The sequence below is a fragment of the Streptomyces sp. NPDC107454 genome, from assembly GCF_055582885.1.
The window spans coordinates 182,544-208,482 of record NZ_JBVJPA010000014.1 but is presented as its reverse complement, the minus strand read 5'-3'; the positions used below and the strand labels follow the sequence as shown (position 1 = coordinate 208,482).

At 69.3% G+C, this 25,939-nt stretch carries 23 protein-coding genes and 1 pseudogene; 8 read left to right on the top strand and 16 right to left on the bottom strand.

Features of this window, described 5'->3' with window-relative positions:
* The first annotated feature begins 85 nt into the window (after nt 1-85).
* A complete protein-coding gene (locus tag ACZ69M_RS33875) occupies nt 86-1,024 on the top strand; it encodes a LysR family transcriptional regulator (protein ID WP_470055899.1) in 939 nt (312 codons plus the stop codon).
* A 279-nt stretch (nt 1,025-1,303) separates the two neighbouring features.
* On the opposite strand, the gene ACZ69M_RS33870 is transcribed toward ACZ69M_RS33875, so the two are convergent.
* Together ACZ69M_RS33870 and ACZ69M_RS33865 are read right to left on the bottom strand one after the other, a co-directional pair.
* On the bottom strand, nt 1,304-2,083 hold the full coding sequence (locus ACZ69M_RS33870) for a hypothetical protein (RefSeq protein ID WP_470055897.1): 780 nt from the start codon (nt 2,081-2,083) through the stop codon (nt 1,304-1,306).
* A 502-nt stretch (nt 2,084-2,585) separates the two neighbouring features.
* Complete coding sequence (locus ACZ69M_RS33865) at nt 2,586-2,933, bottom strand: hypothetical protein (RefSeq protein ID WP_470055895.1); 348 nt, start codon at nt 2,931-2,933, stop codon at nt 2,586-2,588.
* On the opposite strand from ACZ69M_RS33865, the gene ACZ69M_RS33860 reads away from it, so the two are divergent.
* Together ACZ69M_RS33860 and ACZ69M_RS33855 are read left to right on the top strand one after the other, a co-directional pair.
* A complete protein-coding gene (locus tag ACZ69M_RS33860; RefSeq protein WP_470055893.1) occupies nt 2,923-3,528 on the top strand; it encodes a hypothetical protein in 606 nt (201 codons plus the stop codon). The two genes, ACZ69M_RS33865 and ACZ69M_RS33860, sit on opposite strands and share 11 nt — an antisense overlap.
* A gap of 1 nt (nt 3,529) precedes the next feature.
* Entirely contained in the window at nt 3,530-3,868 is a 339-nt protein-coding gene (locus tag ACZ69M_RS33855) for a cupin domain-containing protein (RefSeq protein ID WP_470055891.1), read from the top strand.
* Nucleotides 3,869-3,963: 95 nt separating this feature from the next.
* Here ACZ69M_RS33855 and ACZ69M_RS33850 read toward each other — a convergent pair whose 3' ends face one another.
* The 6 genes from ACZ69M_RS33850 to ACZ69M_RS33825 all read right to left on the bottom strand — a co-directional run bounded on the left by ACZ69M_RS33850 (nt 3,964) and on the right by ACZ69M_RS33825 (nt 10,852).
* The gene (locus ACZ69M_RS33850) at nt 3,964-4,245 is read right to left on the bottom strand and encodes a S1 RNA-binding domain-containing protein (RefSeq protein ID WP_470055889.1); all 282 of its coding nucleotides are present in this window, start codon (nt 4,243-4,245) and stop codon (nt 3,964-3,966) included.
* A gap of 460 nt (nt 4,246-4,705) precedes the next feature.
* Entirely contained in the window at nt 4,706-6,469 is a 1,764-nt protein-coding gene (locus tag ACZ69M_RS33845; RefSeq protein WP_470055887.1) for an amylo-alpha-1,6-glucosidase, read from the bottom strand.
* A gap of 55 nt (nt 6,470-6,524) precedes the next feature.
* Nucleotides 6,525-7,346, bottom strand: coding sequence for a carbohydrate ABC transporter permease (locus ACZ69M_RS33840; RefSeq protein ID WP_470056206.1), 822 nt, complete (start codon nt 7,344-7,346; stop codon nt 6,525-6,527).
* A gap of 11 nt (nt 7,347-7,357) precedes the next feature.
* A complete protein-coding gene (locus tag ACZ69M_RS33835) occupies nt 7,358-8,344 on the bottom strand; it encodes a carbohydrate ABC transporter permease (RefSeq protein WP_470055885.1) in 987 nt (328 codons plus the stop codon).
* Between the two features lie 32 nt (nt 8,345-8,376).
* Complete coding sequence (locus tag ACZ69M_RS33830) at nt 8,377-9,618, bottom strand: sugar ABC transporter substrate-binding protein (RefSeq protein ID WP_470055883.1); 1,242 nt, start codon at nt 9,616-9,618, stop codon at nt 8,377-8,379.
* A 175-nt stretch (nt 9,619-9,793) separates the two neighbouring features.
* Entirely contained in the window at nt 9,794-10,852 is a 1,059-nt protein-coding gene (locus tag ACZ69M_RS33825; RefSeq protein ID WP_470055881.1) for a LacI family DNA-binding transcriptional regulator, read from the bottom strand.
* 382 nt (nt 10,853-11,234) lie between these two features.
* On the opposite strand from ACZ69M_RS33825, the gene ACZ69M_RS33820 reads away from it, so the two are divergent.
* The 3 genes and pseudogenes from ACZ69M_RS33820 to ACZ69M_RS33810 all read left to right on the top strand — a co-directional run.
* The gene (locus ACZ69M_RS33820; RefSeq protein ID WP_470055879.1) at nt 11,235-13,877 is read left to right on the top strand and encodes a cellulosome protein; all 2,643 of its coding nucleotides are present in this window, start codon (nt 11,235-11,237) and stop codon (nt 13,875-13,877) included.
* Between the two features lie 133 nt (nt 13,878-14,010).
* The gene (locus ACZ69M_RS33815) at nt 14,011-15,834 is read left to right on the top strand and encodes an RICIN domain-containing protein (RefSeq protein WP_470055878.1); all 1,824 of its coding nucleotides are present in this window, start codon (nt 14,011-14,013) and stop codon (nt 15,832-15,834) included.
* Nucleotides 15,835-16,196: 362 nt separating this feature from the next.
* A pseudogene (locus ACZ69M_RS33810) lies at nt 16,197-16,493 on the top strand (histidine kinase dimerization/phosphoacceptor domain-containing protein); the annotation flags it as partial.
* Between the two features lie 130 nt (nt 16,494-16,623).
* Here the strand turns inward: ACZ69M_RS33810 and ACZ69M_RS33805 are convergent.
* From ACZ69M_RS33805 to ACZ69M_RS33790, 4 genes are all read right to left on the bottom strand, one after another.
* Nucleotides 16,624-17,124 (bottom strand): flavin reductase family protein, encoded by a 501-nt coding sequence (locus tag ACZ69M_RS33805; RefSeq protein WP_470055876.1) that lies wholly within the window; start codon nt 17,122-17,124, stop codon nt 16,624-16,626.
* Between the two features lie 78 nt (nt 17,125-17,202).
* On the bottom strand, nt 17,203-18,687 hold the full coding sequence (locus tag ACZ69M_RS33800; protein WP_470055874.1) for a class I adenylate-forming enzyme family protein: 1,485 nt from the start codon (nt 18,685-18,687) through the stop codon (nt 17,203-17,205).
* Nucleotides 18,688-18,703: 16 nt separating this feature from the next.
* The gene (locus ACZ69M_RS33795) at nt 18,704-19,015 is read right to left on the bottom strand and encodes a hypothetical protein (protein WP_470055872.1); all 312 of its coding nucleotides are present in this window, start codon (nt 19,013-19,015) and stop codon (nt 18,704-18,706) included.
* 50 nt (nt 19,016-19,065) lie between these two features.
* Nucleotides 19,066-19,572 carry a CoA transferase gene (locus ACZ69M_RS33790; RefSeq protein ID WP_470056204.1) on the bottom strand — a complete coding sequence of 169 codons (507 nt, stop codon included), beginning with the start codon at nt 19,570-19,572 and terminating at the stop codon, nt 19,066-19,068.
* 178 nt (nt 19,573-19,750) lie between these two features.
* On the opposite strand from ACZ69M_RS33790, the gene ACZ69M_RS33785 reads away from it, so the two are divergent.
* Nucleotides 19,751-20,713 (top strand): SDR family NAD(P)-dependent oxidoreductase, encoded by a 963-nt coding sequence (locus ACZ69M_RS33785; RefSeq protein WP_470055870.1) that lies wholly within the window; start codon nt 19,751-19,753, stop codon nt 20,711-20,713.
* A gap of 31 nt (nt 20,714-20,744) precedes the next feature.
* Here the strand turns inward: ACZ69M_RS33785 and ACZ69M_RS33780 are convergent, their stop codons facing one another.
* The gene (locus ACZ69M_RS33780) at nt 20,745-22,349 is read right to left on the bottom strand and encodes a CocE/NonD family hydrolase (RefSeq protein WP_470055868.1); all 1,605 of its coding nucleotides are present in this window, start codon (nt 22,347-22,349) and stop codon (nt 20,745-20,747) included.
* 106 nt (nt 22,350-22,455) lie between these two features.
* Entirely contained in the window at nt 22,456-23,658 is a 1,203-nt protein-coding gene (locus ACZ69M_RS33775) for an NAD(P)/FAD-dependent oxidoreductase (RefSeq protein ID WP_470055866.1), read from the bottom strand.
* A gap of 127 nt (nt 23,659-23,785) precedes the next feature.
* Between ACZ69M_RS33775 and ACZ69M_RS33770 the strand changes: the two genes are divergently transcribed.
* Complete coding sequence (locus ACZ69M_RS33770; protein WP_470055864.1) at nt 23,786-24,415, top strand: TetR/AcrR family transcriptional regulator; 630 nt, start codon at nt 23,786-23,788, stop codon at nt 24,413-24,415.
* Between the two features lie 2 nt (nt 24,416-24,417).
* Here the strand turns inward: ACZ69M_RS33770 and ACZ69M_RS33765 are convergent, their stop codons facing one another.
* Complete coding sequence (locus ACZ69M_RS33765) at nt 24,418-25,350, bottom strand: family 1 glycosylhydrolase (RefSeq protein WP_470055862.1); 933 nt, start codon at nt 25,348-25,350, stop codon at nt 24,418-24,420.
* 284 nt (nt 25,351-25,634) lie between these two features.
* Nucleotides 25,635-25,913 carry a hypothetical protein gene (locus ACZ69M_RS33760; protein ID WP_470055860.1) on the bottom strand — a complete coding sequence of 93 codons (279 nt, stop codon included), beginning with the start codon at nt 25,911-25,913 and terminating at the stop codon, nt 25,635-25,637.
* Nucleotides 25,914-25,939 lie beyond the last annotated feature (26 nt).

Below are 25,939 nucleotides of genomic sequence, written 5' to 3'. Positions count from 1 at the left end.
ACATCATGAATGCTCATGGCAGCGTGAGTGAAATAGCGATCCTTGATGGTACCGTGCCCGGCACGGATGGCGGGGAGGGAGAGTCGTGGACGTCAAACAGCTCAACGCGCTCGTCACGGTCGCCGAGGTGGGCAGCGTCACCCGGGCCGCGCAGCTGCTGCACCTGGTTCAGCCGGCCGTGACCCGGCAGATCCGTACGCTGGAGCGGGAACTGGGCGTCCCGCTGTTCGAGCGGACCCGGCAGGGCATGCGGCCCACCGAGGCCGGGATGATCATGGTGGACCGGGCGCGACGGGCCCTGAACGAGTTGGAGAGGGGCCGCGCCGAGGTCCAGCCCACTCCGGGCGCGGTGACCGGCATCGTCACCGCCGGCCTGCTGGAGAGCACGACCGATCTGCTGGCGGAGCCCCTGGTCTCGACGCTGGCACGGGACCACCCCGGGATCGAACTGCGGCTGATGACCGGCTACTCCGGGCATCTCCAGCAGTGGCTCGACGTCGGCGACCTGGACCTGACCCTCCTGTACAACCTGGACAGCACACCGTCGCTCAACGCCCGTCCGCTGGTGCGGGAGCACCTCTGGGTGGTCGCTCCGCTCTCCGCGGGACTACGGGCCGAACGTCCCGTACCCTTCGCCGAGGCGGCGTCCCATCCGCTGGTGATGCCGGCGTCGGGCCATGCCCTGCGCGCCCTGATCGACGCCGCCGCGGCGCGGACCCAGGCCTCCATGGACGTCATCGTCCAGACGAACTCCATGCGGCTGCAGAAACAGCTCGTCCTGGCCGGGCACGGCTGGACCGTCCTGCCGGGCGTCGGCATCGCCGAGGACGTCGCGAACGGCACGCTGAGCGCCGCACCACTGTGCGAGCCCGACGTGTGGCGTTCCGTCGTACTGGCGACACCGCGGTCCCGCCGGACGCCGCCCGCCGTGGAGGTCGTCGCGCGTGAACTCGTACGGCAGATCAACACGGCCGTGAGCAAGGGCAGATGGCCCTCCGCGCAGAGGCAGGCACCGGGCGAGTGACTCGTGCCCAGCCCCACCCCAGCCCACCACCGGAGATCCCGTTGACGGACACCGCCCGACATCGCGCCGGCTTCGCGCATGCCAAGGACGGCACCGCCCTGGCCTGCCAACAGGCTCCCTTGGCACCGAGACAGCCACCGCGCACGCTCGCCGCGAGCAACTGGAGGAGGCCCCAGTTGAGGGGCTGGGCGGTGCCGCTCGCACCCAGGGCTGCATCCTGTGGGCCTGTGCAGCCCGCGGAATGCACCATGGCGAGAACTCTGGGGCGCTGTTCGCCGGCTACTTGAGGTTGAGGGTGTTCCCGGCCGATGCCTTCAGTGAGGTGGTCGTGGTACCGGGGAAGTACCAGCGCCAGCTGCCTGCCGAAGTGACGGTCACCTTGGTGGCCAGTTGCCCGATGTTGCCCGTCGTGACGGTCTTGACGGTGTCGTAGTGGGCTGCGCCCTTCTTCCTGAACTGGAGCTTGACCTGCTGCCCGGGGAACCCGTGGTACTTGCGGTCCTCCCAGTTGGCCCGCGACAGCTTGCCGGTGACGGTCACCTTGGCGCCCTTGGCAACCTTCTCGGGCGTGATCACCGTGGTGAGCTGGGCGGCACGCTTGACCTTGTACTCGGCGATATGGTCGGAGATCCAGTAGTCGCCGTCGTTCGCCTTGACGGTCGCGTTGACCTGCCAGACGCCGGCGACCTTGTTGGTGTCGATGTCGTCGCTGTCGGCGATCCAGGCGGGGTCGATCGTCAGCGTGGCCCGGCACACCGAGGTCGTCGCGCTCTTCTTCGTGCACGACGAGTCATCGTTCCAGGTCGCGAACGTGTAGGCGCTCGCCCTGCTGAACGTGCTGACGTCCGTGAGCCCCTTCACCCCCGAGTTGTCCTTGACGGTGATGTCGACCGGGTACCGGATCGTCTTCGACGTCCCCACGATGACGTTGCCACCGCCGTTGACGACGGTCTTCACCACCCGGACATCACCCCGCCCCTCCGCGTGCGCCCCGGTCGCCGTCATCAGCACCAAGGCCACCGCCCCACCGGCCGCGGCCCAGGACGTTCTGCCTCTCATGATCCTCCCCTTGTCGTGTGCGTGCCAGGAGAGGGTACGCGATCATGGAGCTTCCACGGTGTTCGGTTTCCCGGCTACGGCAGGCTTCCACACGATGCTGCTGCTCGACGGCGAAGTGCTTGGCCGTGCGCCGTGCCTCCTCGTCCAAGGCCTCTGGCTCGGCAGCCCGGACAGCAACCGATGGTGTCCTACAGCCTTGCCCGGAACGGCCGTTGTTGTCAGTGCCGTCTGGCATGGTTCTGATCATGTTCGACGGACTTCATGACATCGGAGGTACCGGCGCTGCTGTGGGCGCTGCGCTCACCGGACGCCGGGGAACGCAGCGAGGCCCTCGACCGCTTCTGCGGCGCGGTCCATCACCAGGGCGACGTGTATCCGGCCGGGCTGCCGTCGTCGCGCTGCTGGTCAGTGTCGGCCGGGAGTCCCTCGACCGGGGATTCGAGGACGACGGCACCGAGATCGAGTACTACCCCCGACCGACTGTGGGCAGGCCGTCGCTTTCCTACGTGCGCGGGGTGCGGAGTTCGCCGAACTTGCCCGTGACCCCGACCCGGACGTGCGCCTGGCCGCGATCGGAGGGCTTGGCCTCTTCCTCGACGACGCCGACCGGGCCACCGCCATGGTGCGTGAGCGGCTGGCCGCCGAGCGCGGCATCGCGGCGCGGATGCGGATCGTGGAGGGCCGCGGCCAGCGTGGCACTGCGTATGCCGGCGGCCAGGCACCAGGTGATGGACTGGCTCTCCGGGCTCGCCGCTGACCGGGCCCAGGGCCCGGTGACCCGGCTCGCGGCCGTGGTCCAGCGGGCCCGCTGCGCTCCGGACGAGATCGGCGAGGACGTCGTGCCGGCCACGGTCGGCCTGCTGCGCGAGAGCACCCACGCCATACCCGTGCGACGGACAGCACCGGCCCCGAGCCGTCCGGCTGTATCCACCAAGACAGCTGCACCCCAGGTCGTCGCCGCCTTCGAGGACCTCGACCACCGCACGCGCGTGCAGGCGCCGACCACGGTCCTGCTCCGCACGTTCCACGAAGCCCTTGGAGGCCGGGTGCAAGAGCGCACCGCGGTGCTGGCCGAACACCTGTGCAGCCCCGACCCCGGCTCACGCCTGGACGCGGTCCGTATGAGCGGGGAGCTGTTGCGGACCTGGCGCGGGGACCACACCCCGCTCCTCCTGCTGGTCACCGACCAGCTCACCATGGCCGACCAGGAGGTCGCCGCCGAGGCCGCAGCCGTCCTGGCGTCCTGCCACCCCATCGCCGCCCCGGCCCGGGAGGCACTGGCCGCCCACATCAACGCCCAACGCGCCATGCACGGCCCCCATGTGCCGAGTCCGCTGGCCGCGCTGGACAACGACATTGACACCGCCGACCGCATACGTCACGTTTCCAGCGGGCTCTGGCCAACCCCGGCTTCTTACTCCTCACTACTTTCAGAAGGTCACTGACATGAAGAACGAGCGGGAATTCTTTTCACCGGACGCCATGCAGTGGCACACCGGGCCGCAGCCCGGGACCGCCGAGAGGATTCTGAGCAGGGACGACGCTGATCCGGAGGTGCTGACCCGGCTGGTGCGCTGGGAGCCGGGCCTCGACACCTCGCTCTCCGGCGTGATCCGGCACGAGTGGGTCGAGGAGGTCTATCTGCTCGAAGGCGACCTGCACGACCTGACCCTGGATCAGACCTTCTGCGCCGGAGACTTCGCCGCCCGGCCCCCGGGTATGGAACACGGCCCGTACCGGACAACCGGAGGCTGCTTGATGTTGGAGATCCGCTACCGGCCGTAGAGCGTGTGCCGAGTTCCGGTCTTCAGCGGAGGCTACGGAGCCAGATGATCGCGCCGCGTAGGTGGAGTGCTGCGAGGTAGCCGGTCGGGGGCTTGTTACGGAGGGTGCTCCGCCTTCAGTGAGAAGGAAGCCCGTTCCCGTTCGGCATCGACGTCCAGGACCACGATGTTGACCTCCTGCCCGGCCTCTACGATGTCCGACACCGCGTCGAAGAGGTGAGCCCAGGTCAACTCGGCCGTGTTCACCAGTCCATGGAAGCCCCCGATGTCGACGAACGCGCCGAACCGCTCGATGGACGACATCACCCCTTTGCAGACCTGGCCCCGCTCCAGCGGCTCCAGAACCGCCCGGCCACCTCGGTCTGCCGTCTCCGCCATATTGCCGCCCCTTCTCCAACGGCCAAGACGTTCGGGGCAGTCCAGCGCGAGGCAGGCGGTGTAGCGGCTGAAGGCGGGGCCATGTCTCGTCGTTACCCTTGGCCTTAAAGATCAGCAAGTGGGCCAAGAACAAGTCCGTCACCGCGCGCACGCCCGCCTCGAGAACCGGATCCGCTGCGGCACAGAGCCACCGGCCTCGACCGCTTCCCTCCCGGCTCTTCCAGGCCAACACGGCCTGGCTGGAGCTGTCCCTGACCCCCTTCGACCTGCTCGCCTGGACGCGCACCCTGGTGCCGGACGGCGAACTCGCCGACGCCGAGCCGAAGAAGCCCCGCTACCGACTGCCGTACACCGCATCACCCGTAGAGGCCACCGCCCCCACCTGCGGATCACCGCCACCTGGCGCTGAAGACACGAGCCGGCGAACGCTTTCGCCTGCCTCGCGGCCTGTCGGGGCGGCTCAGCCGCCGTTGCGCGCGGCGGATGTGGGCGCGATGCGCCGGAGTTCGTGGGCTTCGGCGAGCAGGAGGTAGGCGGCGGCAGTCCAGGTGTAGGCGCGGTCGCGCAGGCCGCTGCCGGTGAGAGCATCGAAGTTCTCGGCGAAGCCGTGGGTTTCGCACAGGGTCCGGAAGCGGGCGCTGATCTCGTCGGCGAGGCGGTGGTGTCCGGCGCGGCGCAGACCGTCTTCGACGAGGACGGTGGCGGGGGCCCAGATGGGGCCGCGCCAGTAGCCGTCGGAGCGGTAGTGCGGTGAGGCGGTGAGTTCGGTGGCCAGGCCGTACGGGGTCAGGTGGGCCTCGATCCGGGTGGCCAGGGTCTTGGCGACGTGCTCGGGCAGGTACTCGCCCAGGACGATCGGCATCAGGTCGAGCAGACTCGCACTGCTCCAGGTGTCACCGCTCTCGGCTCCACGGGCCACGAACCACTCCCCCGTCCACAGCTCGTCGAGCATCGCCGTCTGCGTCGCCTCGGCGCTGCGGGTCCAGCGGCGGGCCTCGTCGGGAAAGCCCAGTTCGGTTGCCAGACCGGCGAGTTGACGGAGCTGGAGGGCGAGGAACGCGGCCAGGTCGGCGGTGACGACCAGACGCTCGGGGTCGAAGGTGGTGGCGTTGTCCCAGCCGCTGTCGTTGCCGTGCTGGTAGTGGGGCAGGGCGGCGCCCGGTGCGCGGCGCGCGGTGAGCCAGAAGTCCGTCCAGCGTCTCAACCGGTCGTAGATCTCCGCGAGTTCCGTGCGGGCGAGGGGTTCGGGGAGCCGTCGGCGCAGGTGGGCCAGGGCCCAGCCGTGGATGGGCGGTTTGACGAAGTTGTAGAGGACCTCCGAGTGGGTCACCGAGTCGGGCAGGGCCCCGCTCTCGTCCTGGTGGTCGAACGGCAGCGAGAACTGGTCCCAGGCCAGGGCGGGCGCTCCGGGTGCCAGGGCGAGGGCGTTGAAGCAGTGATCCCAGCTCCAGACCTTGTCCATCCAGTGCTTGGACATGAGCACCGCGGGCCGGGTGACCAAGGACACCGGGCGGACCGTCGCCGACCACAGGACGTACGCGGCCAGTTCGGCGGCCGGGGTACGGGGGGAGCGCCAGGGAGCCACCGCGTCGGCGAAGTCGGCGAAGGTCTGCCACGCCGCGGCCACGACCTTGCTGAACGCTGCCCAGGAAGTACGGGAACGACGCGCGGTGTCGAGTTCCTCGACGGCGGCCTCCCAGGTTCCGCCCGCTTCCGCGGTGATCGTCAGACCGCGCTCGGCGCTGCCCAGCGCCTGGCCGCCCGAGGTGTCGCCCGGCACTCCGGACAGCACGGTGACCCGGTAGCGACGGCCGGTCTCGTACGAGGTGAACACGTACGCTCCGTCCGCGGGGTCGCGGAAGAAGTACGTGCCCGTGAAAGGCGTGAGCGTCTGCGCCGCCGCGGTGATCCGCAGGCTCACCCCTTCCCCCCGCAGCCGTATGACCTCCGGCGACTGGTAGGCGAGATCGACGCGACCGCCCCCGTGCGTCCAGCTGAGCAGAGCGGGAGTCGCCTCGACATGTGCCTCGGCCCGGGCGCCCGTGGTGGCGTCGAGCGGCACGAAGCGCAGGACGGGCCGCATCCCGTTCTGGTGGGAGACCAGATGGAGGTCTTCGGCGTACGTCTTCTCCGCCACCACCGGGGAGATGTCGAACCATGAGCCGTGTGTGCTGAACGGAATGTCGTGGACGGAGAAGGCCGGGCCGGGTCGGGCGGCGGTCATGCGGAGTCACTCATTTCTTCAGCGGGGATCACCGGTGAACTGCCGGGAGGAGGCGTCAGTCCTTGACGGCACCGGCGGTCACACCGGCGGCGACGTAACGCTGGGCGAGGACGAGAATCACCGCCGCGGGCAGCGAGGCCACGACGGCGGTGGCCATGATGGCGTTCCACTCCTGGTTGTTGTTGCCGATGTAGTGGTAGATGCCGAGGGTGATCGGCTCGTGTGCTCCGCCGCCGGCGAGGGTGCTGGCGAACACGAAGTCGGACCATGACCACAGGAACGCGAACAGCGACACCGTGACGAGGGCGTTGCGGCTCATGGGCAGCACGATCGAGCGGAACGTGCGCAGGGGCCCGGCTCCGTCGGTCTTGGCGGCCTGGAGCAGTTCTTCCGGGATCCCGGACATGAACGCGGTGAAGATCAGTACCGCGAACGGGACGGCCAGCGTGGAGTCCGCGACGATCAGCCCGGGCACCGACTGGAGCAGGCCGAGGCTGAGGTAGATGGCGTAGAAGCCCATCGCCATGATGATGCCGGGGATCATCTGCGCGACCAGGAGCAGGAAGCTGACGACGCCGCCGCCGCGTGGCCGCAGTTTGGCGAGCGCGTAGCCGGCGGGTGCGGCCAGCGCCAGGGTGAGGACGACGGTGCCCAGGCCGATGACGAGGCTGGTGCCGAGGTAGGGAAACTGTTGGTCGAAAACCGCGCGGTAGCCGTCCAGCGTGGCGTGGGCGGGGAACAGGTCCGGCGGGCTCTTGCGCATGTCCTGTTCCCGGGTGAAGGACACGTTGAGCATCCAGTAGACCGGGAAGAGCATGGCGGCGGTGAGCAGGAGGCCCGTGGCCGTCTTCCACCACGTGCGGCCGGTGCGGTTCATGGCGGGCGCGCTCATGACAGTGCCTGCTTTCGCTGGACCCTGAGATACACCAGGCCGAAGACCAGGGCGGCGACGACAAGCAGGTTCCCGACGGCCGCGCCGGGGCCGAAGGCGGGCAGCAGGTTGCCGAAGCCGAGCTGGTAGGACCAGGTGGCGAAGGTGGTGGACGAGTCCGCCGGGCCACCCTTGGTCATGATCCAGATGATGTCGAAGACCTTGAGTGTGTAGACCAGGCCCAGCAGGAGGGTGATGGCGGACACTGGTCGCAGCAGCGGGAAGGTGATGCTCCAGAAGCGCCGCCAGGCGTTCGCGCCGTCGAGCGCGGCCGCTTCGTACAGACTGTCGGGGATCGCCTGCAGACCGCTGTACAGCACGACGAGGTTGAACGGCACGCCGATCCAGATGTTGGCGATGATCACCGAGGTCAGTGACCACGACGGTGAGGTCAGCCAGTTCACCGGCCCGATGCCGACTGCGTGCAGGGCGGCGTTGACGATGCCGGAGTCGCTGTTGAGCATCCACGACCAGGTGGAGGCCGACACGATCAACGGCAGCAGCCACGGCACCAGGAACAGGGCGCGCAGGGTCGCGGAGAGCCGGAAGTTCTGGTTGAAGAAGACGGCGAGGGCCAGGCCGATGGCGTACTGGAAGAACAGGCAGACGGCGGTGAACACCACGGTGTGCAGCAGCGCTGGTGCGAAGGTCGGGTCGTCGAAGACGGTCCGGTAGTTCTCCAGGCCGGTGAACGGCGCGTCACCGTGGACGAAGGAGCGGACGGTGTAGTTCCGCAGACTCAGGTCGAGGTTGCGGTACAGCGGATAGGCGTAGAAGAGGACGAGGTAGAGGGTCACCGGGGCGAGGAAGGCCCAGGCGGCCCACTGCTGGGAGGTCGGGCGACGGCGCCACGGCGCTGTGCGCGACCGGGGTGGGGCGGCGGTGACCGCCCCACCCCGGTCGCGCACCGGCCGACGTTCCGGCAGGTGTGTCGTGCGGTTCATCAAGGAGCCCCGGAATGTGGTTGCCTGACGGTTTACTTGACGGCGTCCTGTGCCGTGGTGAGCGCGTCCTTCGGAGACTTGGCCCCGCTGAGGGCGGACTGGACCGCCTTCCACATCTGCTCGGAGATCTTGGGGTACTTGGTGCCAAGGTCGTCGCTGGTGCGGCCCTTGGCCGCCTTGACCGCTTCGACCCAGGGCTTCAGCTTGGCGTTTGACGCCACCTGCTTGTCCTGCACCTCACTTGTGGGAGCCACGTAGGACAGGGTGGTGTCGGTGGCGTACAGGTTCTCGGTGCTGGTGAGGCACGACACCAGCTTCTGCGTGGTGGCGTACCGGCCGGTGTCGCTCTGGACCGGCACGGTGACGAACTCGCCGCCGGTCGGAGCCGCCGCGTTGCCTCCCCCGGCGCCGGGGATCGGCAGGACGCCGTAGTCGAAGCCCGCCTTCTCGGCGTTCGCGAGCTGCCAGGTGCCGTTCTCCGCGAACGCATAGTCGCCGCTCGCGAACTCCTGCCAACTGGTGGTCTGGGTGTTGTTGATGACCGAGTTGGGCGCGTATCCCTTCTTGAGCCAGTCGCTCCACAGGGAGACGGCCGAGACGCCCTGGGCGGAGTCGAGCTCTGTCAGCTTCGCGCCCGAGCCCCAGAACCACGGCAGGAACTGGAAGCTGCCCTCCTCCGTGCCGATCGCGGAGAAGGTGATGCCCTTCTTGCCCGCCTTCTTGACCTTCTCCAGGGCCACCGTCAGCGACTTCCAGTCCTTGACCGAGGCGACGTCCACGCCCGCCGCCTTGAGGACGGCCTTGTTGTAGTAGAGGGCCAGGGTGTTTGCGCCGATGGGCGTTCCGTAGGTCTTCCCGCCCGACTGACCGGCCGCGAGCAGGTTGGGGTCGACCTTCGAGGTGTCCAGTTTGCTGTCCTCGGTGGTGGTGAGGACTCCGGCCTCCGCCAGGGTCGACACCACCGGGTTGTCGACGATCAGCACGTCCGCGGAGTTGTCCTGCTGGGCCGCCAGCAGCGCCTTGTTCGTCAGGTCGCTGGTGTCGAACGCCGTCCGCTTGATCTTCACCCCCGCCTTGGTACCACAGCTGTCCAGCAGCTTCGCCCATGCCGAGCTCTTGTCGAACTGCGGGTAGGGGTCCCAGACGGTGTAGGTGCCGTTGTCGTTTCCCTTCGTGGACGAACTGTCGTCGGAGGAGCAGGCGGTGGCGCCGATGGTGAGGGCGGCGACGGTCACAGCGGTGAGGGTGAGACGGCCTCTGGTGGATCTGTTCATCGGACGTTCCTTCATATTGGGCATGGACATGCAGACAGTGCTGTGTCCGGAGATGGCAGAGACATGGCAGGGCGCGCCGAAGGGCGCCACGGAGTCGCGGACGGCCGCCCGAACGGTCAGGCGGAAAGGCGAAGGAGTGGAGCAAGTCGCCGGGGTGAGGAACAGGGGGTGCCGGTCAGGTAGACCGGGCGGCGTCCAGGGTGCCGTGTGCGTCCGTGGACGAGCCGGGGCCGGCGGGCCCGGTGCTGGCGCGCAGCGAGATCGGCGGGGCCAGCAGGTGATGGCGCGGTGGCGCCTCGGGATGGTCGAGCCGCTCGACGAGCAGTTCGACGGCCAGGCGCCCCATCTGCGGCGCTGGCACGTCGGCCGCCGTGAGCTGCGGGGTCACCGTCTCCGCCCACCGGCCGGCCACCACCCCGGTGACGGAGAAGTCGCGCGGCACATGGCGGCCCGCGTGGGCCAGGCCCCGGTAGAGGCCGCCCAGCGCGGCCTCGTTGAGCGTGACGAGGGCCGTGGTGGCGGGGTCGTCGTGCAGGATCCGCTCCAGGCAGGCCTCACCCGAGGTGGCATCGTCCCCACAGGTGTACGCGCGGACGGTGAGCCCTCGCTCGGCAGCGGCCTTGGTGAAGCCGTCGAGCCCTCGGTGCGCCGACTCGTACCCGGCACGCAGGAGCTGCTCGGGACGGTTGACGAAGGCGATCCTGCGGTGGCCCAGGTCCGCCAGGTGGTGGACACAGGCCGCCGCCAGCGCGGTGTGATCCAGGCCCACCCACCAGGCGCCGTCCGGCTGCGAGGTGCGGCCGATGCAGACGGCGGGGAAGTTCTCGGCGACGAGATGGTCCACGCGGTCGTCCTGGAGCCTGATCTCCATGAGGATCGCGCCGTCGACGCGCCGCTCGCCCAGCAGCCGCTGGAACGAGCGGTCGCTGTCCACACCGCTCGGGGAGAGCAGTACGTCGTAGTCATAGGCGGCCGCGGCCTCCACCACGCTGCCGATGAAGTCGAGTTGCATGCCGGTGTAGTGGTCGCCGGCCGGCGGGAAGACCAGACCGATGGTGCTGGTCCGGCCGTTGGCCAGGGCACGTGCGCTCGCGTTGGGCCGGTACCCCAGCTCCTTGATGACCCGCTGGATCTTCTCGCGGGTCTCGTCCGACACCGGGCGCTTGCCGCTCAACGCGTACGACACCGTGCTCCGCGAGACACCGGCCCGCTTGGCGATCTCACCGATGTTCACGGGGGACTCCTTAACCGAATTGATCGAACCGGTTCGACAGCGAGCCAGCTGTCGAACCGGTTCGCGTGAAGGGAAGTTAAGAGCGACTGGAGCCGCTGTCAATGCTTTGCGCACACATCGGAAAAACTGCCGCCTCATCTGTGTCACACGTATTGCTGGGCTGTTTCCGGCGGTGCTAGCTTCCGGCGAACCGGTTCGACGGGAGCCGCTCGAAGCCGTCTTTCCCGCCGAACCCGGGCCGCACTCTTCCCGCCCGTCCGGACTCTGCACCGATCGAATCGATCGAACCGGTTCGCATGACGGGACCGGATCACCCACACGGTTTACGGAGACCCCAGTGCCACGCAGACGCAGCAGACGAGCAACCGCCGGCGCCACAGCCGTGACAGCCCTCGCCGCCCTCCTCGCCGTGCCTGCCATCGGCACGGCCCGCGCGGCGGAACCGGAGCACCTCACGATCGATCTCGCCACCGACACCGGCCCCTTCCACGGGGGCGCGTCCGGCTCCCTGTACGGCGTCTACGGTGACGGAGTACCGAGCCGCAACCTCCTGGAGGGCATGCACGTCCGCACGGTGTCGACGAAAGCGCAGGACGGGCCCCAGCACCCCGGAGCGGACGCACTGGAGGTCCTGCCATCGTTCGTGGACTCCGGCGGCAAGGACGTCTACGTCTACATGACCGACATCTACCGCGGCTTCCCCTACCAGTGGCCGGGGGCCGACGGTCCCGCACGGCTCGCCGACTTCGAGGCGAAGATCAAGAAACAGGTCCAGCAGGTCCTGACCATGGACGGCTACAAGGACCACGTCGTCTTCGTGCCGTTCAACGAGCCCGAAGGGAACATGTTCGGCACCGGCGAGTGGAGCTACAACAAGACCTCCTGGCTTAACGACCCGCAGTACTACTTCGCGGCCTGGAAGGAGGTCTACCACCTCATCAAGGGCCTCGACCCGGACGCCCGCATCGCCGGCCCCAACACCAGCGTGCTCTACGACCAGGTCAAGGGCTTCCTGCAGTACGCCAAGGCCAACGACGTGGTCCCGGACGTGATGACCTGGCACGAGCTGTCGTCGCCCGCCGCGGTCCGCACGAATGTGGCGAAGTACCGGCAGATGGAGAAGGACGTCGGCATCGGCCCGCTGCCGGTCAACGTCAACGAGTACGGCCACAACTACCACCTCTCCGTGCCCGGCCAGGTCGTCCAGTGGGTCTCCGCCATCGAGGAGTCCAAGATCGACGCCGACCTCGCCTACTGGAACATCGACGGCAACCTCAACGACTCGGCCGTCGAGGCCAACAAGGGCAACGGCCAGTGGTGGCTGTTCAACGCCTACGGCCAGATGACCGGCCACACCGTCCAGGTGACCGCCCCGCACCCCAACCAGCAGTACACCCTCCAGGGCGTCGCCACCCTCGACGAGGGCAAGAAGCAGTCCCGGGCGATCTTCGGCGGCAAGAGCGGGGACGCCGACGTGGTCTTCCGGAACGTCGACCCGAAGCTGTTCGGCACGACCGTGCACGCCACCGTGCAGGAGATCCCCTGGAGCGGACAGGTCGGCGACTCGGCGCAACCGCTGCGGCTGGCGGACCAGGAGGTCACGGTCGGCACGGACGGCTCGGTGACGCTGCCGATGACCGGCATGAACGAGATGTCCGCCTACCAGGTCATCCTCTCCCCCGGCGGCAAGGGCAGCGCACCGGACGAACCGTCCGTCAGCTGGCGCAGGACGTACGAGGCCGAGAACGCCACGTACACCGGTGGCGGTTACTCCAAGAACGGCCCTGAAGGCACACCCTCGAACGTCGGCGGGTTCGCGACCTCCGGCACCTACAACGTGGGCGGTCTGCGCACCGGATCCGACGGCGTCCTCGGCTTCGACGTCGACGTCCCGCAGGACGGCACGTACGACCTGAGCGTGTTCGCCAACTCCTACAACCTGTACGACCTGGTGAAGGAACAGGGACCCACCAACGTCTTCCTCCGTGTCGACGGCAACGACCCGCAGGAGCTGCGGCTGCCGCTCGGCTACAAATGGGTGGTCTGGGGCCACACCGACACCACAGTGAAGCTCACCGCCGGAAAGCACCGCATCACGCTCGCCGCCAAGGACCCGGACCTCGGCGTCACCAAGGGCGACGCCATCATCGACAAGATCGACCTGTCGCTGCGCGACCAGCACGTGACCGCGCCGGCGGTCTACGAGGCCGAGTACGCCACCCTCGACGGGGCCATGCCGGACTACACCCACCGCCGAGCCTCGGGCGCCGGCACGGTGGCGCTGTGCAAGGGCGACTCGGCGACGTTCTGGGTCTACTCCCGCACCGACGGCGAGTCGACTGTGTCCGTCGACCACCTCGGCGGCGGCACGGCGAGCGTGTCGCTCAACGGCGAGAAACTGAGCGCGCCCGAGATCGGCGGGAGCAAGAAGGGCACGGATCAGGTCCCGGTCTTCCTGTCCGGCGGCATCAACAAGATCACCGTCACCGGCGCCTCGCGCGAGCTGCTCCTCGACCGGCTGCGGGTCGCGCCGTCCAGCGGCACTCTGGCGACCAAGGTCTACCAGGCGGAGGACGGCCGGCTGAAGGGTGCCGCCAAGGTGACCGACGCCTACACCTTCGCCACCGGCGGTAGAGCGGTCACCGATGTCGGCGACGGCAAGCAGAGCGCCCTCACCTTCGACGTCGTCGCCGGGCGGTCCGGGCGGCACGCGGTGACCATCCGCTACTCCAACGCGGAACAGGCCCCGGCCACGCACTACAACCCCGACCCGATCGCCCGTCACGCCGACCTCTCCGTCAACGGTGGACCGGCCCGCAGGGTGCTCTTCCCGACCACCTTCCACTTCAACAACTTCTGGGAACTGACCGTCCCCGTCACGCTCAAGAAGGGCACCAACCGGCTCTCCTTCACCTCGGAAGAGCTACCCGACTTCAACGGCGACACCTACAACCAGTACGACCAACGCTCTCCGTTCGCCCCGGTGATCGACCAGATCGCCGTCACACCGCTCACCCGGAAGTAGCCCCGCGGACATCCCGGGACCCACCGATGGGCCGCGATGCGTGCCGGCCCCCCGCCTCCCCCTCTCTCCCGGGCTACAGAAGGCCCGGGCCCCCCATTGCCCCCGGACATCCCTGACACTCGGAGAACCGCTCATGCGCCTGCATTCGCCACGTCTGCTGTCCACCGCCACAGTCCTGCTGGCGGCCCTGGCGGCGAGCCTGCTGCCCGCCACCGCCTCGCATGCCGCCGACACCAGCGTCACCGTGGACTTCGCCACCGCCGGCGGCGCCCCTGCCTACCACGCCTCCGGCACGATCTACGGGATGACCCCGGACGGCTCACTCCCGCAGGACCACTTCTTCAAGGACATCAAGTGGCACCTCATGCGGGCCGGCGGAGCCCAGCTCAACAGCGGCGGCTACGCCACCAGCCTCGCCGACTACCAGACCCGCTGGAACTCCACCCTCGCCCAGTACAAGCGGACCGCCGCCCTCGGCGGCACATTCGTCCTGCTCCCGCACGACCTGTGGGGCGCGGACGGCACCACCAGTCAGGGCTGGCCCGGCGACAACGGTGACTGGACGCAGTTCGACAACTTCGTCACCCAGCTGATCAACGATGTGCGCGCCAACAACATGACCGTCCAGTGGGACCTGTGGAACGAACCCGACGGCAGCGGCTTCTGGAAGCCCTCGCAGAGCCAGTACCTGCAGATGTGGTCGCGGTTCTACGCCAAGGTCCGGGCGGCCTTCCCCACCCAGCTGATCGTCGGCCCCAGTACCGCGGGACAGCCGAACTCCTCCAACAGCTGGTGGACCACGTACCTGAACTACGTCAAGGCCAACAACGTCGCCCCGGACATCTACAGCTGGCACGACGAGCCCGGTGACCCGGTGACCGACATCGGCCGCGCCAACTCGACGCTTTCGGCGGCGGGCCTGACCAACAACCGTCCGTACCAGATCAACGAGTACGCCACACTGTCCATGCAGTCCCCGGGCGGCGGCGCCTGGTTCATCGGCCGACTGGAGCGGGCCGGCGCCGACGGTCTGCGCGGCAACTGGGCCTCGGGAACCGGCCTGCACGACAACGAGGCCAACCTGCTGACCAAGAACAGCGCCGGCCAGTACCTGCCGCTCGGCGAGTGGTTCATGTACCGCTACTACGGCTCGCAGACCGGCAACATCGTCAACCTGCTCCCGGGCACCGGCACCGACGGACTCGCCACCAAGGACAACACCGCCAAGAACGCCAAGATCCTGCTCGGCAGCAGCGGCAACACCGGCACGGTCACCGTCAACCTCACCGGCCTGAACACGACATCGGTGATGGAGAACAGCCGGGTCCGCGCGGTCGTCCAGCGCATCCCCTACAACAACGGCGCCGCCGTGACCGGCCCGGAGACCATCTCCGACACCACCCTCACCGTCACGGGCAACGCCGCCTCGCTGTCCATCCCCTGGTCGAACGCCAAAGACGGCTACACCGTCACCCTCCTGCCGCCGTCCAACACCACCGTCTCCACCGTCGCGGTGAGCCAGAACAGCGGGCAGTGCCTGGACGACACCAACCTGAGCACGGCCAACGGCACGCAGTACCAGCAGTGGTACTGCGAGGGCGGCTACCAGCAGATGCTCGACCTCAAACCGGTCAGCGGCAAGACGAACACGTACACCGTTGTCAACGAGCTCAGCGGCAAGTGCCTGGACGTGTCCGGGGCTTCCACCACAGACGGCGCCGCCGTCATCCAGTACACCTGCAACGGCGCCACCAACCAGCAGTTCACGCTCAACCCCGTCACCGCGCTCGGCAACAGCCACGACTACCAGGTCGTCGCCGTCCACAGCGGCAAGTGCGTCGACGTCTCCAACGTCTCCACCACAGCGGGTGCCCTGATCCACCAGTGGACCTGCGACCCCGCAAGCGCCCTCGGCACCAAGAAGAACCAGATCTGGCGCCTCCAGGGCAAAGGCTGATTCCTGCCCCGGCCCTCCGACGGAGCCAAGCGAGCGTTTCGTCGGTTGCTCGGGACAGGACGAGCGCAAGAGGGCAGCCCGCCGCAACGGGGTGCCCTCAGCGGCGCCGCCATCTACGGCTGGTCGGTGCACACCACACGGCGACGATACGCCGATCAGGCCGGAAGCCGTGCCCTGCCAACTATCACGGGGCGTGGGAAGGTTCGCGGCGAGGTCACGCCCACACTCGGCGCAGTCATGCAGGTTCAGGTGGCGCGCCATGACTGTGCGTTCGGCACGCGCCTCGGCCCGGACCTCTCGTCGGCCGCCCGCACGCGGCGGAGGTCGCGAACACCTTCGCCCGCACCTCCGTCGCCCCGCTGGTGTTGACAGGGTTCCTCGACGGCCCCACCGCCTGGCTGCTGTTCCCCACCGCCCTCGGCACCACGAGCCGGACGTACAAGGCCCATCCAGAAAAAGAGGCCCCTCAGCGCGTCACCGACGAACGCCTGCGCAGAGCGCGCGACCTGCACGACGTCGTCGCCCACCACCTCGTCCCGACCGCACTCCACGCCGACACCGTGGCTCGCCTGGTCCACGCCCGGCCCGCCGAGGCCCGGTCGGTGGCCACCGGCCTCACCGGCACCGCCGCCACGGCGCTGAGCGAACTCGAGGCCGGCGCCGGTGTGCTCCACGTGGGTCCACGGGAACGAGGGGCTTCGAAGTGGTCACCGAACTGCCACTGCGGGCCCGGTCGTTGCAGCAGGAGTGATCCGCGTCGTGGCATCCCGACCCTGCGAGGGGGGCGGATCAGTCGGTCGCCGCCAGGGTGCGAAACCTGCTCGCGTGGAAAATCAGTGGCGTTGTTTCGGGTTCCGCACGCAGCCCGTGGATGCGAAGAAGGGCGATGTCGTGGTCGCCGGCCGGTATCTCCGTCTCCACCGAGCATTCGAGCCAGGCGGTCGCCCCGTGCACGAACACCGCCCCTTGCTCGGTCGGTTCCCACTTCACTCCGGCGAAACGGTCGCCTTCCCTGCGGGACAGACTCACACATGCCAGGTCATGGTCTGCGGCGAGCACACTCACCCCGAGCCTCGGGCAGTCCAGCAGCTTCGGCCAGGTCCGCGACGAGTGCTGCACGCACAGCGAGACCAAGGGTGGGCTCAACGACACCGAGGTGAACGAGCTGGCCGCCATTCCGACGGGGACGCCGTCCAGCAGGGCGCAGACCGCGGTCACTCCGGAAGGGAAGCATCCGTAGGCCCGTCGTAGGGTCGCGGGGTCAGGGGGCAATGCATCCAGGGTAATCATTCCGGTCTCCGTGGGATAGTGCGAACCGGGCCGGGGCCATCCCTGCCGCGGCCGGACGACGCCGACGAAGTCGCCGGATCAGCGGCTCAGCTCCGCTCGGACTTCATGACGCAGGATCTTTCCGGTGGCGGTGCGGGGTATCTCGTCCCATACGACGATGCGGTCGGGTGTCTTCGAACTACGCAGCCGTCGCCGGACTTCGGTGCGCAGGTCCTCGCTGTCGAGCGAGGCTCCCCGGGCGGGGACGACGACGGCCTCGATGCGCTGGCCCCACTCCTCGTCGGGCACGCCGACCACGACGGCGTCCGCGACACCGGTCTGGCGCAGCAGGACGTCCTCGATCTCGGCCGGTGCGATGTTCTCCGCACCGCGGATGATCGTGTCGTCCCGGCGACCCTCGATGAACAGGAAGCCCTGATGGTCGAGCCGACCCAGGTCACGGGTGTCGAACCAGCCGTCGGCCGCCCGGGATTCGATGCCGGCGTACTGCCCCGACACCTGGGCCCCGCGCACCCAGACACACTCCGACACATCCGGCGGCACGGGTGTGCCGTCGTCGTCACGGATCTCGATCTCGACGCCCGGGATCGGGCGCCCGGCGGAGTGCAGGCGCGCCCGCGCCTTCGGCTCCTCGGAGTCGAAGGCGCGGCGGTGGTCGTCCGGTCCGAGGACGGAGACGGTGGAGCTGGTCTCCGTCAGCCCGTACGCGTTGACGAACCCGACATGCGGCCATTCCTCCAGCGCCCGCTCGATCACCCGGGGCGGCATCGCGGCGCCGCCGTACGCGAGCGTGCGCAGCGTGGGTGCTGATCGCTCGCCCTCGTGTTCGTCCATCAGCCGGGCCAGCATGGTCGGCACGACCATGGCGTTGGTGATGCGCTGGGCACGCACCAACTCCAGCCAGCGCGTGGGCGAGAACGTGTCGAGGACGACCAGCCGCCGGCCGGCGTAGACGTTGGTCAGGACGTTCGACACGGCGGCGATGTGGTACGGGGGTACGCACATCAGGGCCGCGTCGTCCGGCTGTGCGCTGCCGAACTCCACGCTTCCGATGACGTACGAGACCAGGTTGTCGTGGCGCAGCACGACCCCCTTCGGCGCAGACGTCGTTCCGCTGGTGTAGATGATGGCCGCGGCCGGTTGGCCGGTCTCGGGTGACGGGCTTTCCCCGGACGCCTTGGAGGTCGTCGTGTCGAGCCATGCCTTCGGGGTGTGTGCGTGGGCCGCGGCGCCGGCGAGCAGGGGTGCGTGGTGATCGTCCGCGATCACATAAGCGTCGGCGTGGTTCGCCAGCAGGGACTGCAACTGCTCTGTGACGAGCCGGTAGTTGAGGGGAACGAAGGGCACCCCCGCGGTGGCGGCTGCGAACAGGGCCACGGGGAAGGCCGGGCCGTTGGCCGCCAGGTAGACGACCGAACCGGCGCCCGACGCGGCGACGAGCGAGGCGCCTCGGCGTGCCGCATCGCGCAGTTGCCGGGCCGTGAGTCCGTCCTCGGCGGTGCCCACCAGTGTGCGGTCGGCGTACCCGTCGGCCGCCATGTCCAGGAGCATCGTGAGATCCATCGGCGTCCGTCCGCATTCAGTCCGAAGCCGGCAACGGCTTGGCGCTCTTCACGGCCAGCGGCACGCCTCCGACGGCGAGGGTGCCCTGGCCGGGTTTGGTGCACAGCAGCTCCACGCTCCCGTCCTCGGTGGCGTACCGCTTGCCCAGCAGTGTTCCGGTCGCGTGGTCGGGGTCGAGGGGCTGCTGGAGTGAGGCGTCGTGCTGCGTCTGGGCGACCATCGGCCGGCCTCCGCAGGTCGCTTCCTTTTCGTCGGCCGTCCAGCGGACGATCACGACGGTGGTGTTGTCCACCGTGCTCGCAAGCATCATTCCGATCTGCGGCTGCATGTCGGCTCCTTTCCTTCAGCGGTTCATGGGCCCGGCAACCTGGTCGGGGTCTATCGGGCCGGCGCCCGGCCGATCACCCCGTCGGCTTCGAGGGCGGCGATCTCCTGCTCGTTGAGACCCAGTTGGGTGAGCAGTTCGTTGTTGTGCTGTCCGAGCAGAGGGGCGTGATGGACGTGGTGCCGATCAGGCCCTCGGGACAGCCTGACGGGCAGGGTGCTGTACCGGGCCGAGCCGTTGACGGGATGCTCGACCCTTTCGAAGAAGCCGCGGAACCGCAGTTGTGCCAGCTCCTCCTGGCGGTGGGGCTGCATCACCTTGCCCACGGGCACACCGGCGTTCCACAGCCGTTCGACGATCTCGTCCGCGCCGCGCTCGCGACACCAGGCCGCCAGGTGCTCGTCGATGTCGTCGTGGTGTCGGCGCCGTCCGTCGGCGGTGTCCAGTTCCGGGTCCGTCGCCCAGCCGGGCCGGCCGATCGCGTCCCGCAGGGCCGCCCACTGCTCGTCGGTGGCCACCGCGACCGCGATCCAGGAGTCCTCGCGGCCGAACTCGTCGATGTCGGAGGTCAGATACAGGTTCTGGCTTCTCCATCCTCACCCTGGCCCAGACGTCCCCGACCGCCCTGCGCGCCCTCACCGAACGCGCCTTGCCGACCGGGTCGAGGGCCAGGTCGACCCCGCGACCGTCCGTCGCCTCGCATGGTGCTGCGGAAGCCATCCCTCCCGGAGGAGCGCCATGAGCAACGGTCGCCGTCTGACCACGCCCTTCACCCGCGGCACCACCGCTGACGAGGTCCTGGCCGACGTCGACCTGACCGGCCGGCGCGCGGTGGTCACCGGCGCCTCCTCCGGCCTCGGCAGGGAAACCGCCCGCGCCCTCGCCCGGGCCGGCGCCGAGGTGACCCTCGCCGTGCGCGACACCGACGCCGGCCGGCAGACCGCCGCCGACATCACCGCCACCACCGGCAGCACCCAGGTCGAGGTGTCCGCCCTGGACCTGACGGACCAGGATTCGGTGGCCTCCTTCGTCTCCGGCTGGTCAGGCCCGCTGCACATCCTGGTCAACAACGCCGGCGTCATGGCCGTGCCGGAGCTGCGCCGCACCCCGGAAGGATGGGAATCCCAGTTCGCTGTCAACCATCTCGGCCACCTCCACCTCGCCCTGGGCCTGCACCACGCGCTCGCCGCCGAGGGCGCGCGCGTCGTCGCCGTCAGCTCCTTCACCCATCTGCACGCTCCGGTCGACTTCGACGACATCCACTTCGACCGCCGCGCCTACGATCCCTGGCTCGCCTACGGTCAGTCGAAGACCGCCAACGTGCTCTTCGCCGTCGAGGCGTCCCGGCGCTGGGCCGACGACGGCATCACGGCCAACGCCCTGCACCCCGGTGGCATCCGCACCGGCATCCAGCGCCATCAGACGGCGATCCTGGCGTCGAACGCACACGCGCAGGAGGTGATGGCGCGCTTCCCCTGGCGGACCCCGGAACAGGGCGCGGCCACCTCCGTGTTCCTCGCCGCGTCGCCTCTGGTGGACAGGATCGGCGGACGGTACTTCGAGAACTGCAACGAAGCCCTGCCCCACGACCCGGCCGCCGCCGCAGACGAGGCGGAGCCGACCGGGGTGGCCGCTCACGCCCTGGATCCCGGCGCCGCCGAACGGTTGTGGACCATGTCCCGGGCGATGCTCGGTCTTTGAGATCGGGACGTGCACTCGCTCCGCGGATGAGCTAGTGCCCGCCGTGCACGGGAAGAACGACGGCCGACGGCCGAGCCGGGTCGTGATACACCTCCTGGTCTGCCGGACGGAGTTCGGTGGCGGTCGCGTGGGGCTCGCCGGTGCCGGGGTTGCGGGCGTAACGGGGGAAGGCTCCGCTGGAGACCTGCACCCTGATCCGGTGTCCGCGCCGGAACCGGTAGGCGGTGGGCCACAGCCGTACGGTGGCGAGGGAAAGCTCGTCGGCGCCGCAGAGCGAGACCAGGCCGTCGCACACGTTGACCGAACGGCCGCGCTCGTCCACATCGCACAGACGCACGAACACGTCGGCGAACGGCCGACTGGAGCGGAACCAGATCCCGGCGCTCACCTCGCCGACGACCTCGACGTCCCTGTCGAGGACGGAGGTGGTGTAGGTGAGCACGTCCGGGCGTGCCTCCAGCTTGGCGTTGTCCTTGCGTCCGCCGCCGGCGGCGCGGACCCCGCCCACCGCCGGAGTGGGGTCCGTCGGGTCGTAGCGGTAGCGGTCGGGCGCCGAATCGGCCGGCGCCCCGGTGGACAGGGCACCGTCGGGCTGGAGGTGGAAACGCCGGGGCGAGTAGCCTGGCGGCGGCCAGGACGGGAAGTCCGCCCAGGCCTCCTCGCCCATCATGTACAGCCGTACGGGGGCCCGCGGCGGTGGTTTCCTGCCCTGGGCGAGGGCGAGTCCGAAGGTGAGCAGTTCACGGCTCGGGGTGTTGTCGAGGTTGGCGTGGGTCCAGGGGCCGATCGTCAGCCGCGCCTCTCGGCCCGCTCCTTGCAAGGCCTGGAAGTCACGGATCTGACCGGGCAGGAAGATGTCGAACCAGCCCCCGATCGAGCTCACGGGCACGGTGGTGGCCGGCACCCGGTGCCGGTGGTCGAAACCGGTCCAGCGTGCCGAGTCCGCGTCGTGGGCGAGGACATCCTGGATGTACTGGACGCGCTGCCCGGTGGCGGCGACGTCGGCCTGGCTCAACGGCAGGGTGTACAGCGCCCGTTGCTTCCTGCGGATCTGTGCCAGCCCGCGCAGTACGCCGGTCGGCTCGTCGAGGGCGTTGTTCACTCCCCAGGTGAACGGCGTCTCCAGGGACAGTCCGTCGGGGCGGAGGAACTCCAACGTCAGCGCGGACTCAGTCATGTTCGGGATCATGGCTTTGACCTGCGGCGGCAGCCGGTCCGCCATGGCCCACTGCACATAGCCGAGATAGCTGGCGCCGACGAGTACGACGGACTTGCCGCACCAGGGTTGCCCGACCACCCATTCCAGCGTGGCCAGGCCGTCGTCGCGTTCCTGGCACATGGGGTCGAAGGCCCCGCCCGAGCCGTGGGTTCCTCGCACACTCTGGATCAGCACCTGGAAGCCGCGCTCCGCAGGTATCAGGCCCAGTTGCACACCGACCGGCCCCCGTCTCCCGTACGGGGATCGCACCAGGACGAGCGGCAGGCCGCCACCGCCGGACCGAGGCGCCCACCGGTCGGCCAGCAGCTCGATGCCGTCGGACATCGGTACCCGCAGATCCCGCTGGACGACCACGTCCCGCGTCAGCGGCGGGGGCAGTCTGAGCGCTCTCTGGGCGAGGTGGCTGATCGGCTTCACGGGTTCTCCCGGCCCTCTCCCGGAGCACCCGCACGCCGCATGAAGGCCGGAGGAGTCCGCCCCGGCCCGGCGGTGACGGCTCCCGGCTCGTCTAGGGGCTCGGCTCTCACCCGGGGACCGGTTCGGTGAGAGCGTCCGTCCATGGAGTGCGCGCGGCGATGAGGGAACGCCAGGCGCGCAGGACCTTGGGGGTCTTGCCCGTGGCCAGCACTCCGGTCAGCCGGTCGCCCTTGCGGTAGGCGACGAGGAGTTGCCGCTCCCCGAAGTCGCTGTCCAGGACGAGTGCCTCGTCGTGGTGGCGCAGGTTGCCGTACGCCTGGAACTTGGTCTTGTACTGATCGGACCAGAAGTACGGCACCGGGGCGAAGGAACGCCTCTCGTCGGGCTGGAGCAGGTTGCGCGCGACCGCCATGCCTTGCTCGGCGGCATGAGTACGGTGCTCGACGCGCATCAGGGTGTCGAAGAGCGGGTTGTGCCAGCGGGCCACGTCCCCGACCCCGTACACGCCGGGCGCGGCGGCGCAGTACTCGTCGCACACCAGTCCGTTGTCCACGGTGAGCCCACTGCCGGCGAGCCATTCGGTGTTCGGTACCGAGCCGATGGCGACCAGTACGTCGTCGGCCGGGACGACGGTCCCGTCGTTCAGCCGGACGCCGGTGACACCGCCGTCGCCGCCGAGGATCTCGGCGACGGCGGCATGGGTCCGCACATCGACGCCCTGCTCGTGGTGGAGACGGGTCAGGAACCGGCCGGCCTCCTCACCGACAGCCAGGGCCAGCGGTACCGCCGCCGACTCCAGCATCGTCACCTCGACTCCGAGACCGCGGGCCGTCGCGGCCACCTCCGCACCGATGAAACCGGCGCCGACGATCACCAGCCGCCCGCCCGGACGCAGCGCCTTCTTCAGCGCCAGCGCGTCCGTCAGGCTGCGCAGGACGTGCAGGCCGGGCCGCGCATCGGCTCCCGGCAGGCGGCGGGGGCGGACCCCGGTCGCGACAACCAGACAGTCGTAGCGCACCTCGCAACCGTCGGCCAGCGTCACCACGCGCTGCGCGGCGTCCAGGCCGGTCGCGGCCGCACCCAGGCGCCACTCCACGCCCAGCGCCTCGAGATCGGTGCTCGACCGCAGGCTGAGGCGATCCGGTTCCCAGTCCCCGCACAGCAGCTGCTTGGACAGCGGCGGACGGTCGTAGGGGAGATGCGGTTCATCACCGACGAGCGTGATCTCACCCTCATACTTCGCTCTGCGCAGCGCTTCCGCCGCGGCCAGCCCGCCCGCCGACGCACCCACCACCACGACGCGGTTCATCCGCCGACCCGCTTCTCGATGCCGACTGTCACCTTCACCCGTCTCTCCTCCCGCAACTGGAAGTCCACTACCGGTTGCCCTAGTGAACCATAAGCGAGAGTGCGCTACTACTTGCTAGACTGATTTGGTGACTACGGACACCTCACGACACCTGCGCGCAGACGCCGCGCGCAACGCCGAGCGGATCCAGCGCGCCGCACGGAAGGTCTGGGCGGAGCAGGGGGCCGATGCCCCGCTGGAGGAGATCGCCCGCCAGGCCGGCGTGGGCATCTCGACGCTCTACCGCCGGTTCCCGGACAAGGGGGTGCTGGCCCGGGCCTCACTTGAACAGTGCCTTGCCGAGGACCTGTCTCCGGCCCAGGCACGGGCGCTCGCCGACCCCGATCCACTGCTCGCCTTCACCATGTTGATCGAGGCGGCGCTGGCGCTTGCGGCCCGCGAGCACAACACCCTGACCGCCGCCCGGATGTCCGACTCGCTCACCTCTGACGTCGCGGCCGAGTTCCACGAGACACTCGCCGAGCTGGCCCGCCGCTGCCAGCGGGCCGGCCTCATGCGCGCCGACCTGGTCGAAGAGGACCTGCCCAGATTCATGGTCATGTTCTTCAGCATCCTGTGGACGATGGACACGGGGACCGACGGGTGGCGTCGCTACATCGCCTTCGTACTCGACGCCCTGACGGTGGCCGCGGTGAATCCGCTGCCTCCGGCCGTCGCCCTACTGACGCGGCCACGACCGGAGAACTTCCCCGTCTGACCTCAGCGTCCCGCGTGCGAACCGTCCGCCTCCAGCGCGCCGCTCTTGCGCGCGACGTCCCCGAGCCAGGCCAGGCTCGGCTCGGGCGTGCGGGCGAACATCTCGCGGTCGACGGCGATGAGGCCGAACGTCGGTGCCCAGTGGCCCCATTCGAAGTTGTCCAGCGCCGACCACTGCAGGTATCCGCGGACGTCGATTCCGTCGGCGACCGCGTCGTACAGGTGCCCCAGCGCCTCGGTCGTGCAGGCGATCCGGCGGGTGTCGTCGGCGGTGGCGATGCCCTTCTCCGTGACGAGCAGGGGAACCGCCCCTTCCGTGGCTTCCCAGGCCTGGCGCAGCGCGATGCCGAGGGCGTCGGGCCGGTAGGCCCAGCCGGTCAGGGTGTTGTCGGGGTGGTCGGGGTGGGCCACGATGCCTTGCGCCTCGACGGTCTGGCTGGTGTACGACTGCACGCACAGGAAGTCGTCGCCGCGCGCCCCGTGGTGGTAGAGGTCCTCCCACGCCCACCGCAGTTCGGCGTGCAGCTCCTCGCAACCGGGGGCCGGCACGAGGGACTGCTGCGCCACGGTCCGGCCGACCTTCGCCGAGGTGTGCTCGCGTACGACGGCCACCGCGGCACGGTGGGCCCGCACCAGGGTTTCGCCGATCGCCGTGCTGGGGGTGGGCATCCGGAAGTCCGCGCCGAGATTGATCTCGACGCCCTCGGCCACGACCGTCACCATGCCGCTCATCAGGGCCAGAATGTTCGGCTCGTTGATCGTCACGACCCAGTTGACGTCGTGCAGGATCGTGCAGGCCCGCTCGACGTACCGGGTGAAGCGGTTGACGGCCGTCGGACCGGTCCAGCCTCCCTCGTCGGCGAACCAGAGCGGGCCGGCGAAGTGGTACAGGGTGACGACCGGTTCGAGGCCGAGGCCCCGCGCGGTCTCGATCATGCGCCGGTAGTGGGCGAGTTCGGCCCACGAGAACTCACCGGGCTCGGGCTCGATGCGGGCTCACTCGATGCCGAACCGGTAGGCGTTGAGGCCGGCTTCCGACAGCAGCCGCATGTCCTCATGCGTAGCGGTGGTAGCTGTCACAGGCGTCGCCGCTCAGCTCAAGGCGGCCCTGGCTCTGGTGCTCCATGCGTCACCAGTCGCTGTTGAGGTTGTTCCCCTCGATCTGGTGCGGCGCGGTCGAGGCGCCCCACAGGAAGTCGGGGCGAAGGTCGGGGGGCGGTTCATCGGATGGCCTCCAGAATCTCGGTCAGGTCGTCGGTGGACACGGGGACGTCGGGGAAGTGCAGGCACTGGCGGGCCGGGAAGGACGCGACCATCTCCATCAAGTCGCTGTTGACCGCGGCCTGTTGACGTCGTCCTTCGGTCGCTCCGGTCATGAGCGCCTCACGCAGCAGCGGTCCGGCGACCGGATGGGCGAACCAATCGCCGATAGCGGAGTCGAGGGACAGGATGGCCGCGGCGGTGTCGCCGGTCAGGGTGACGGTCAGAACGCCCCCCACGCCCAGCCCACTGGCCTCCCGGCCCA

Coding starts and splice junctions, on each gene's coding strand:
- ACZ69M_RS33830 (WP_470055883.1), bottom strand. CDS start 9,618: ATGAACAGATCCACCAGAGGCCGTCTCACCCTCACCGCTGTGACCGTC.
- ACZ69M_RS33835 (WP_470055885.1), bottom strand. CDS start 8,344: ATGAACCGCACGACACACCTGCCGGAACGTCGGCCGGTGCGCGACCGG.
- ACZ69M_RS33765 (WP_470055862.1), bottom strand. CDS start 25,350: ATGATCGAGACCGCGCGGGGCCTCGGCCTCGAACCGGTCGTCACCCTG.
- ACZ69M_RS33795 (WP_470055872.1), bottom strand. CDS start 19,015: ATGCAGCCGCAGATCGGAATGATGCTTGCGAGCACGGTGGACAACACC.
- ACZ69M_RS33870 (WP_470055897.1), bottom strand. CDS start 2,083: ATGAGAGGCAGAACGTCCTGGGCCGCGGCCGGTGGGGCGGTGGCCTTG.
- ACZ69M_RS33850 (WP_470055889.1), bottom strand. CDS start 4,245: ATGGCGGAGACGGCAGACCGAGGTGGCCGGGCGGTTCTGGAGCCGCTG.
- ACZ69M_RS33815 (WP_470055878.1), top strand. CDS start 14,011: ATGCGCCTGCATTCGCCACGTCTGCTGTCCACCGCCACAGTCCTGCTG.
- ACZ69M_RS33840 (WP_470056206.1), bottom strand. CDS start 7,346: ATGAACCGCACCGGCCGCACGTGGTGGAAGACGGCCACGGGCCTCCTG.
- ACZ69M_RS33800 (WP_470055874.1), bottom strand. CDS start 18,687: ATGGATCTCACGATGCTCCTGGACATGGCGGCCGACGGGTACGCCGAC.
- ACZ69M_RS33855 (WP_470055891.1), top strand. CDS start 3,530: ATGAAGAACGAGCGGGAATTCTTTTCACCGGACGCCATGCAGTGGCAC.
- ACZ69M_RS33845 (WP_470055887.1), bottom strand. CDS start 6,469: ATGACCGCCGCCCGACCCGGCCCGGCCTTCTCCGTCCACGACATTCCG.
- ACZ69M_RS33805 (WP_470055876.1), bottom strand. CDS start 17,124: ATGATTACCCTGGATGCATTGCCCCCTGACCCCGCGACCCTACGACGG.
- ACZ69M_RS33785 (WP_470055870.1), top strand. CDS start 19,751: ATGAGCAACGGTCGCCGTCTGACCACGCCCTTCACCCGCGGCACCACC.
- ACZ69M_RS33775 (WP_470055866.1), bottom strand. CDS start 23,658: ATGAACCGCGTCGTGGTGGTGGGTGCGTCGGCGGGCGGGCTGGCCGCG.